The organism is Thioclava sp. F28-4 (assembly GCF_002020045.1).
In the GTDB taxonomy this organism is placed as follows: domain Bacteria; phylum Pseudomonadota; class Alphaproteobacteria; order Rhodobacterales; family Rhodobacteraceae; genus Thioclava; species Thioclava sediminum.
In genome coordinates this window covers 1-8,427 of the sequence record NZ_MPZQ01000035.1, presented here as the reverse complement: position 1 = coordinate 8,427, position 8,427 = coordinate 1, and the positions used below count along the sequence as shown (strand labels likewise).

Below are 8,427 nucleotides of genomic sequence, written 5' to 3'. Positions count from 1 at the left end.
AATGAAACCCGCCATCCGTGCCTCCCGCTGCCTTGCGGAAATATACCATGGACTTCAGTTTCCACACAGCCTCGGCCCAAACCGGCCGTCCGCCCTATTGCCATGATGCCGCAGGGCGGCGCAGCATACCTACCATTCACCAATACACTGACTGGGAGATGGTTCAGGCAGTGCGATGAGGAACCGTAATTTGAAAACTGCGGTCCCTTCGACCTACCCGCGCGGGTGAATAACTCCGTCGTGATCCGGGGCTAGGATCAACAATCAAAGAAAACGATCCAGCCAAATTTTCACAAGTAATGGTGCTCAGCCTTGCCGTTGGGTTGTATTCTGCGCACTTTAGACATCGGCATCACGAGTGGACCAAGAAACTCCCTTCGCTGCCGAATTTGCCGCAAAGGCACGAATCTGATAGATGGTCCCTAATAGGGAGCAATGCACCTCTTGACTGTACGGGAACGTTGGACTAGATAAATAATGAGAATCATTGCTCGACCGAAGTTGATTGCCTTTTCCAAACGCTTCCCAGACTCGAAGTCGCAGTTGGATGTTTGGTGGGCAGAAGCGCATCGCGCGAGCTGGAAAACACCAGCCGAGGTCAAGGCGCAGTATCGCAATGCAAGCATTTTGAAGGGCGGACGAGTGGTCTTCAATATTTGTGGCAACAAATATCGACTGATTGTCAGGTTCGACTACGAGAAGGGTATCGGCTTTGTTCGGTTCCTCGGAACTCACGAGGAATATGATCAAATCGACGCGGAGAAAGTATGACTATGAACGAGCATCATATTCGGCCAATTCATTCCGAGCAGGATTACACTGCTGCACTTGCCCGTGTTGAAGCGCTGATGGACCTTGACCGTTCCGAAGCAGAAGATGATGAGCTCGATGTGCTGGCGACACTAATCGAGGTCTACGAAGATCATCATTTTCCGATGGACGCGCCAGATCCAATCGAAGCAATCAAGTTTCGCATGCAGCAGCTCAACATGAATCAGAGCGACCTGGCCCCAATCTTTGGAAGTCGCGCAAAGGCATCGGAAGTTCTGAGTGGAAAACGAAGCCTGACTCTCAAGATGATACGGGCTTTGAATGAACATTTGGGCATTCCGGCCGATGTGCTCATACGAGATGGTAGCGCTCTGCCGACCGCTCCGGCGGGGATCGATTTCGAGCGTTTTCCTGTGATGCAAATTGCCAAACTAGGCTGGATCAAGAAAACAGCAGACATCAAGGATCGCACCGAAGAAATTGTGCAGAAGATGGTCGCGTGCGTTGGAGGGCAGCAAGCGCTGCCACAGGCCTTGTTTCGCCAAGGTGGAGGTTCACGAGCTAACGCCAAAACAGATGTTCATGCTTTACAAGCTTGGTGCCTGCACATTCTTTGCAAAGCGCGGCAAGCGGGGCTGGAAGGTGTCTATGAACAAGGAACTATCGACCTTGATTTTCTCCGTGACTTGGCCCGCTTAAGTGAATTTGACGAAGGGCCAAAGCTTGCCAAGGAAAGACTCGCCAAGCATGGCATCGCGCTTGTTGTCGCCTCTCACCTGCCAAAGACCTATTTGGACGGTGCAGCACTTTGGACAGTGGATAGTGTTCCAGTTGTGGGCATGACGATCCGATATGATCGTCTGGATAATTTCTGGTTCTGCTTACTTCATGAACTGGCTCACTTGGGGCGGCACTTCAACAATGGAGACGGGGAGGTCTTCATTGACGATCTGCAACTTCGTGAGCGGAACCATGAACGAGATGATATCCGCGAACAGGAGGCTGACGAGTGGGCGCAAGAAGCACTCATCCCCTCGGAGCTGTGGGACGGCCATCCAGTGCGTTCTAGCCCCAGTGTGCAGAACGTTATTTCCCTTTCGCGGCAAGCAAAGGTTCATCCTGCCATCATCGCAGGCCGCATACGCCACGAGAAGCAGAACTACAGGCTGCTTTCGCAGTTCGTTGGCGCGAAACAGGTTCGTCCATTGCTGATGGAGGATTCAATCTGCTGAGTTTAGCGGGGGCGCCCGGCAAGGCGTCCCCGCTTTCACAACACGACGAAAGGATACAGGCGCACCCTCTTCGTTGTAGCTCCGGAGACCGAAGCGCTCTTGTGGTGGTAAGCAAGGGATAGACGGTTCGGGACTCTAGGGCAAATGTTTTAACAAGCGCCAAGGAGTACGCCGGATGGCTACTATCAAAACTCTGACGCCTGAGCAGGTGTCGATCATCAAGGCTCGCCTTGCGAAGGGCGATTTTCAGCATCGGATCGCTGCCGACTTTGATCTCAATCAGGGGCGCATCAGCGAAATCGCGACCGGAAAGCGCTTTACAAATGTCCCTCCTGCAGCACAGGAGGCGTCTCATGTCTGACAAACTTCTCAAGCCAGGTCAAAAAGCGCCGCGTTCTGGACAGTATGAAATCACCGGCCCGCGTGGGGGTGGAACCGGAGTTGAACGCACTGTCACACGCAATGAACCTCTTCCGCCGCCAGAGCAAAAGGGGCAGAAGTATCGTTTGGTGGACCCAACAAAACACCGGCGCAAAAACTAAAGTGCCCAATCCAGTACGCGGCTCGGATGAACCGAGCCGCGTTTCCCGCTTTGAGATAACGCGGGAGATCCCCCTGACCTGCCACTGAACTTTCATCCAGCCGCGACCGGAGCCCGGTTGGTGTTGAAGTGCGGCGATCATCGTCTTCAGGACCGCAGGATCATCAGAGAGAATGTGGGCATCATCGGACATGCCGAGTGATACCATTCACAGGTCGAGATGGCCAATAAAACATGTGGATTCAGATAGATAATCTACCCGACCCGCGCGGGTGGTGCGCCCCAGTCCGGGCGCCTCCAATCGATCCCTTCCCAGAGCATCGCCAGCTGGGCGGAGGTCAGGCGCGCGACCCCGGCCTTGGTGTTCGTGACCTGCCATGGGTCTTTCATCCAGCCACGACCGGAGCCCGGTTGGTGTTTACGCCGATCGGCGCAGGTTGAGCAATCGCCCGACGCGCGGAGTTATCATCTCGCGTAGCGGGGCGGGCGATTGCGGTGGTCAGGGCCCGCGCGTAGTCAGCCGGGGTCTGGTAGTCCAAAGCCGAATGCGGACGCTCGGTGTTGTAGTCGGCAGCCCAAGCGGCGATCACGACGCGCGCATGAGCCAGGTTACGAAACATGGTCTCGTTGAGTAGCTCGTCGCGCATCCGGCCGTTGAAACTCTCCACGAAACCGTTCTGCATCGGCTTGCCCGGGGCGATGTAGTGCCACTCGATCCGGTGCGCGGTAGCGAAGGTTAAGATTGCGTTACTGGTCAGTTCGGTGCCGTTGTCAGAGACGATCATCCCCGGCTTTCCGCGGCGCTCGATCAGGGCAGTCAGTTCACGAGCCACACGGCGCCCCGAGATCGAGGTGTCCGGGATCGCCGCGAGGCACTCCCGGGTGACATCGTCGACCACGTTGAGCACCCGGAAACGCTGACCGTTGGCGAACTGGTCGTGAACGAAATCCAACGACCATCGCGCATTGGGCCGCGCCTCGACCAGGATCGGGGCTCGCGTCCCGACAGCCTTGCGCCGTGCCTTTCGTTTGCGCACCGTCAGGCCTTCTTCGCGGTAGAGCCGGTAGATCCGGTTGATCCCCGAGGCTTCTCCCTCGCGCCGCAGCAGCACGAAGAGCCGCCGATAGCCGAACCGCCGACGCTCGTTGGCCAGCTCCCGCAACCGCCCGCGCAGCACCGTGTCCGGCGCACGCTGCGTCTGGTAGCGGACCATCTTGCGATCCGCCCCGGCAATCCGGCACGCCCGCCGTTCCGAGAGCCCGAACTGGGCCTTCAGATGCGCGACCGCCTCGCGCTTCACGGCAGGCGTCACCACTTTTTTGAAACCAGTTCTTTCATCGCCGCCAGGTCCAGCATCTGCTCGGCCAGCAGCTTCTTCAGCTTGGCGTTCTCGTCTTCGAGCGTCTTCAGCCGCTTTGCCTCCGGCACCGTCATGCCGCCGAACTTCGCCTTCCAGTTATAGAAGGTCCCTTCCGACATGCCGTGCTTGCGGCACAAGTCCGCGCACTTCGCGCCTGCCTCGTGTTCGGCCAGGATGCCGATGATCTGCTCGTCCGTGAATCTCGTTCGCTTCATTGTCCGTCCTCAAGTTGGGTCGGACTCTAATCGATGGTGGAGGAAAAATCCCGTGGCAGGTCAAACCGTCCGCGCTCGAGGGCCTTGTAATAGAGGCAGAAGCCTTGGCCATCCCAGTAGAGCAGCTTCAGCCGATCCCCCTTTCGACCGCGGAACGCGAAGACCGCCCCGCTGGTGGGTTTCTGGCGCAGCACTTCCTGGGCCAGGGCTGAGAGACCGGCAATTCCTTTCCGCATATCGGTCGCGCCGCACGCCAGGTAGACCCGGACCCCGGTGCCTGGGCCGATCATGCCGCTTCCACCGCGCGGATCAGCCCGGTCAGCGCCTCACCATCCATGCTGCTGTCGAAACGGAGGCAGCGACCGTTCCCCAAACGCAGCTCGACAAGAACCGGGCGAGCGGGCGGGGAGTGGGCCGGTTCTGACTGGGCACCGAAATCAAGAGGCAGGAAGACTGCTCCCCGATCCGGCGACCAAGGGCCCTTCTTCTTCAGGTCCCGGCGCCAGCCGCAGATTTGCGAGCGTGTGAGCTCATGCCGCTGGGCAACTGGCGTAACCGAAGCCCCGCCAGCACCCACTTCCAGCAAGATCTCGAGCTTCTCCTCGTCGCTCCAACGACGGCGCCGTTCGACACCCAGAACTTCACCCAACATAGCGCCTCCCGATAAGACACGTCGCTAAAGACGTCGTTATGCACGTGTCTTATCTCGGTCCGCCTCCATCAGGCAGGCGGCATCAATCGGGCGCTTACCATGCCCCAAGACTTGATCTGCGATCTGGCCATCGTTCGCATGAGCAACGCATTTGCGGCAGCGTAGAGCGTCGCTCGGACATTCTGATCACCGGCTTTGGAGATGCGACCTGGGTTGTCGTGTTCGCCGGACTGGTATCGCTACGGCGTGAAACCAAAGTGCGCGGCTACTGTGCGAGAACGTTTGAACCGATTGGGGTCATCGACCGCTTTCCGCCCATACTGCTTCGGCGAAGTGAACGGCCCATACCGGACTTTCGTGCAGGGCGCGGCGGATGGCCGGTGTCAAGTCAACATGATTGCGTTAGCGATGTGCTTGATTGCGCGAAATGGACCTTCGCGTTGATGGCATCGGTAAGCCTCGAGGTGGGTAATCCTGCCTTTCAACGCGACCGGCCAATGACAGCTTACTGAACTGAGCTCCCGAGTATTTGCCGCTATCCCCAATGGCAGCTTTGCACTAATTTTGCCATATATCTGATCCAAGAGCTTGCGGGAGACTACTATTGCGAAAAAAAAGATCGAGTTCAGCGACTGTCGAGAAGGCTGGGCTACTTGCCGTCGAAAAAGCATGTAACGACCACGATCTAATTTGGCGAGACTTACTTCAAGAGGATGTCGGTGTCGATGGGACGATAGAGGTGTGCCTTGGTGATTTTCCTACGGGGAAGATCATCGGTGCGCAGGTGAAATCCGGGATGAGCTACGTCAATGGGGATCGACCAGATCAGTTCAAGTTTTATGCTCGGCCGGCGGACCTTGAATATTGGCTGCAACTGTCAATTCACCTTTTCTTGTTCGTTTACCATCCGAAAGATGACGAAGTTTATTGGCATCATGTCACGAACTACGTGCCCGACGACGAGGGCCAGACTTCGCCAAGCACCCATATTGTCATCTCCAAATCAAACAAGGTCGATGAAGCATTTGCGAGTTATCTTGCTACATTGTTTGCCTTGGAGGTTTACGATGCGAGCCGCTTGAAATTGCTCTCAGACGAGATGGCCGAAACTACTATCACTGTCGGCCATGGCGCGGCGGCGGTGACGATTAGTGCGCTTGATCTATTCGTGGGAGGACTCTGGGGGCTTTGCAGTAAAGTTCAATTTCATGCGAGTATTCTGCTCCAGCGCATCCGGAAACATGTTATTGTTCGTGGTATGGATGCTCCGATCGCATATACGTTCTCAAGGGGCGACATCTACCCGTTCATAGTAAAGTATATCCGCCTGCTGACCGACCACGGCCTTGCGAAGATCGATATCGATGATGTCAATGACTCCCTCTACCGGAAGATGGAGCAACCAACTTTCATCGCGCCATTAACGACCAATGGTCGTGCCTTGGTAGAATTTCTTCGTATGCGCGGACATGCCGATGTGCATGACAACCAGTACTTCACGCTTAGCCTTACCCCGGCTGTGCAGATCGAGGTCTATGCGAGCTTCGATGAAAGCAAGGGGAAAGAGGGATTCGGACCCTATACGGACGTCTTTGCAATCCGCTTCAATCAATTTCTCGATTACTATGACATTCATCATATTGGGAGAGCCGAGAGTGATGGATCAACACAAGTGCGAGCTTCACAAATCATGTATTTCAATGAGATGACTGAGTATCTCGACCGAACGATGGGCGGCATTCCTAAGAGTCAGGTCCTGCTCCGCTACTTAGACCATCCCTGCACTCCTCTGATTTCTTGGCTAGAGGACTGGTATGCTGACGAAAAGCAGCCGTTCCATATTGATGATTTGGCACAGAAGACGAATTCTGATCAGATTGGTTTCCACGACGAAATCGTATCGATCATGTCAGGGGTAGGCACAATGACAGCACAAGAGCCGCCCTTGCCCGACTTTCCTATCCGAATTCTATTCAATGGAGAGATTATTTCCTGCGACACTACAATCGTATCAGGCCACTGAAATGTGATCAGATATTCGTGCGTTGTGCGGCATGGTCCACTTGGGCTCACGGGTAGCCTATCGCCACGCCGCACCCCTAAGGCAACTTGCGGAATGTAACCAGGCCGGACAAGGTCCTCTTCCTGCACATCTTAGCCATTCATGCAATTCGCAGCGAACGACCGCTCCCCGCCCTTGGTGTTCATTCATGCGAACGGCGTCGTTGAATCGGCGGGAAAACCGCTTGACCGGCAAGCGTCGCAAGGCGACAAAAAAGGCATAAGGCTGACTGCTTGGTAAATGTCGGTGGTGAACACAACCCGGCGCGGTTTGAAATGAACGCCTTCTCCAGTGCGCATTAGACTGAAAATTTATTGAATCCATTTAACGAAGGACAGCTTATGGGATCCCGCTCCGAGTTCCTAGCAAGGTTTGATGCCTCCTTCAAACCTGAGGGTAATGGAGCTGTGCTCTTGGACAAAATCGCCGAGAAGACAGCCTATTTCTGCCCCTTCGAGGCGGTGGGCATGGTGCGACAAGAGATCCGCCATTCGAATTTTCTCAGTTACGTTCTAGATCCCGCCCGTCCCCACGCGTTCGGCGATCACGTGCTTAAGGCAGCGCTGGTCTCGCTGCTCGAAGATGATGATTCAGATAGCCCGAAACGGTTTTGGCTTGATCGCGATCTGCGGAAGGCTCAAGTCTATCGGGAACGTCACAACATCGACATCCTGATCGAACTGCCGCCAACGGGGCCGCAGGCAGGGCTGTTGATTGCGCTTGAGCTCAAGATCGACGCGAAAGAAGGCTCTCAGCAATTGGCGCGCTACGAAGAAATTCTGACTCAGAGATATACCCCCGAACGCTATGACCACATTTATGGCTTTATTACACCCGACGGGCGCGATCCTTCGACGGAAGGAGACGGTCGCTGGTCACCTCTGAGCTATAGCGATCTGTTCGAACGCATCGAGGCCATGCTACCGGACAAGATCGAGCCGAAACCGCGCTTCGGCACGTCGCGGAGCATCGCGCTCGTGAAAGATTACATTCGGATGATGAGGAGGCACGGAATGGCAAAAGGAGAGGTCGATCAAGCCCTCGACAATGCCGTCAAGAGGCTGTGGGCTGAACATCGTGAAGCGTTGGAATATGCGATCGAAAACCGCCCATATTTGCTTCGCGATGCAGTTGAGCGTTTCATCGACGCGGGAAATATGAAGGAGACCGCGAAATACCTCTCTGAGAGGTGTAAGGATGCCATTAAACCGGACAAGAGCGATATGCACTGGCAGCGGTTTGAGTTCGCGAAGCTGAACCGGGAATTTCCGCGCCTCGTCAATTCTGAAAGCCGCTGGCTTCCTTCGCATTCTCTCTTGGCGCTTGAACTCACACTTGATCCAACCCGGCGGGTTTGGAGCTTCTGCATTGCCTTGTCCGGTGACCCTGCCGAAAAACCGGAATTTCGCGAATGCCTGCAAAAAGAACTTAGTAGCGCGTCGGGCGAAAGATCCACCAAAAGGGGCTACTGCCATTATTTCCGCAAGGACCTCATTGCGGATGAAGACCTTTCCAGTGTCAACGCCGTGTTAATTTTCCCCAAAAGTGCCGAAGTAAAATTCCCCACTACGGCGGTTGCGGCGATCAGCCGGT

10 protein-coding genes and 2 pseudogenes are annotated in these 8,427 nt (G+C 55.6%); 6 read left to right on the top strand and 6 right to left on the bottom strand.

Annotated features, from left to right (window positions below; genetic code table 11):
• Positions 1-477: 477 nt before the first annotated feature.
• The 4 genes from BMI87_RS21615 to BMI87_RS21600 all read left to right on the top strand — a co-directional run bounded on the left by BMI87_RS21615 (position 478) and on the right by BMI87_RS21600 (position 2,545).
• The gene (locus BMI87_RS21615; RefSeq protein ID WP_078523521.1) at positions 478-771 is read left to right on the top strand and encodes a type II toxin-antitoxin system HigB family toxin; all 294 of its coding nucleotides are present in this window, start codon (positions 478-480) and stop codon (positions 769-771) included.
• Positions 768-2,003, top strand: a complete 1,236-nt coding sequence (locus tag BMI87_RS21610) for a hypothetical protein (protein WP_078523520.1) — start codon at positions 768-770, stop codon at positions 2,001-2,003. The genes BMI87_RS21615 and BMI87_RS21610 overlap by 4 nt, the downstream gene beginning before the upstream one ends.
• A 175-nt stretch (positions 2,004-2,178) precedes the next feature.
• Positions 2,179-2,364, top strand: coding sequence for a hypothetical protein (locus BMI87_RS21605; protein WP_078523519.1), 186 nt, complete (start codon positions 2,179-2,181; stop codon positions 2,362-2,364).
• Positions 2,357-2,545, top strand: coding sequence for a hypothetical protein (locus BMI87_RS21600; protein WP_078523518.1), 189 nt, complete (start codon positions 2,357-2,359; stop codon positions 2,543-2,545). Before BMI87_RS21605 ends, BMI87_RS21600 begins: the two co-directional genes overlap by 8 nt.
• A gap of 254 nt (positions 2,546-2,799) precedes the next feature.
• Here the strand turns inward: BMI87_RS21600 and BMI87_RS22895 are convergent, their stop codons facing one another.
• The 6 genes and pseudogenes from BMI87_RS22895 to BMI87_RS22885 all read right to left on the bottom strand — a co-directional run.
• Complete coding sequence (locus tag BMI87_RS22895; protein ID WP_146681735.1) at positions 2,800-2,934, bottom strand: transposase; 135 nt, start codon at positions 2,932-2,934, stop codon at positions 2,800-2,802.
• Positions 2,931-4,001, bottom strand: a complete 1,071-nt coding sequence (locus BMI87_RS21595; RefSeq protein WP_246832771.1) for an IS3 family transposase — start codon at positions 3,999-4,001, stop codon at positions 2,931-2,933. The genes BMI87_RS22895 and BMI87_RS21595 overlap by 4 nt, the downstream gene beginning before the upstream one ends.
• Positions 3,968-4,120, bottom strand: a pseudogene (locus tag BMI87_RS22890) (transposase); the annotation flags it as partial. The gene BMI87_RS21595 and the pseudogene BMI87_RS22890, both read right to left, overlap by 34 nt.
• Before the next feature lie 26 nt (positions 4,121-4,146).
• The gene (gene tnpB, locus BMI87_RS21590; RefSeq protein WP_078523517.1) at positions 4,147-4,410 is read right to left on the bottom strand and encodes an IS66 family insertion sequence element accessory protein TnpB; all 264 of its coding nucleotides are present in this window, start codon (positions 4,408-4,410) and stop codon (positions 4,147-4,149) included.
• A complete protein-coding gene (locus BMI87_RS21585; protein ID WP_078523516.1) occupies positions 4,407-4,772 on the bottom strand; it encodes a transposase in 366 nt (121 codons plus the stop codon). Before BMI87_RS21585 ends, tnpB begins: the two co-directional genes overlap by 4 nt.
• Positions 4,773-4,840: 68 nt before the next feature.
• Positions 4,841-4,996, bottom strand: a pseudogene (locus BMI87_RS22885) (transposase); the annotation flags it as partial.
• A 380-nt stretch (positions 4,997-5,376) separates the two neighbouring features.
• Here BMI87_RS22885 and BMI87_RS21575 point away from each other — a divergent pair.
• The gene (locus BMI87_RS21575; RefSeq protein WP_168175265.1) at positions 5,377-6,795 is read left to right on the top strand and encodes a DUF4365 domain-containing protein; all 1,419 of its coding nucleotides are present in this window, start codon (positions 5,377-5,379) and stop codon (positions 6,793-6,795) included.
• A gap of 452 nt (positions 6,796-7,247) precedes the next feature.
• Positions 7,248-8,427: PD-(D/E)XK nuclease family protein (locus tag BMI87_RS21570; protein ID WP_078523514.1), on the top strand; the 1,180-nt coding region annotated here is incomplete at its 3' end.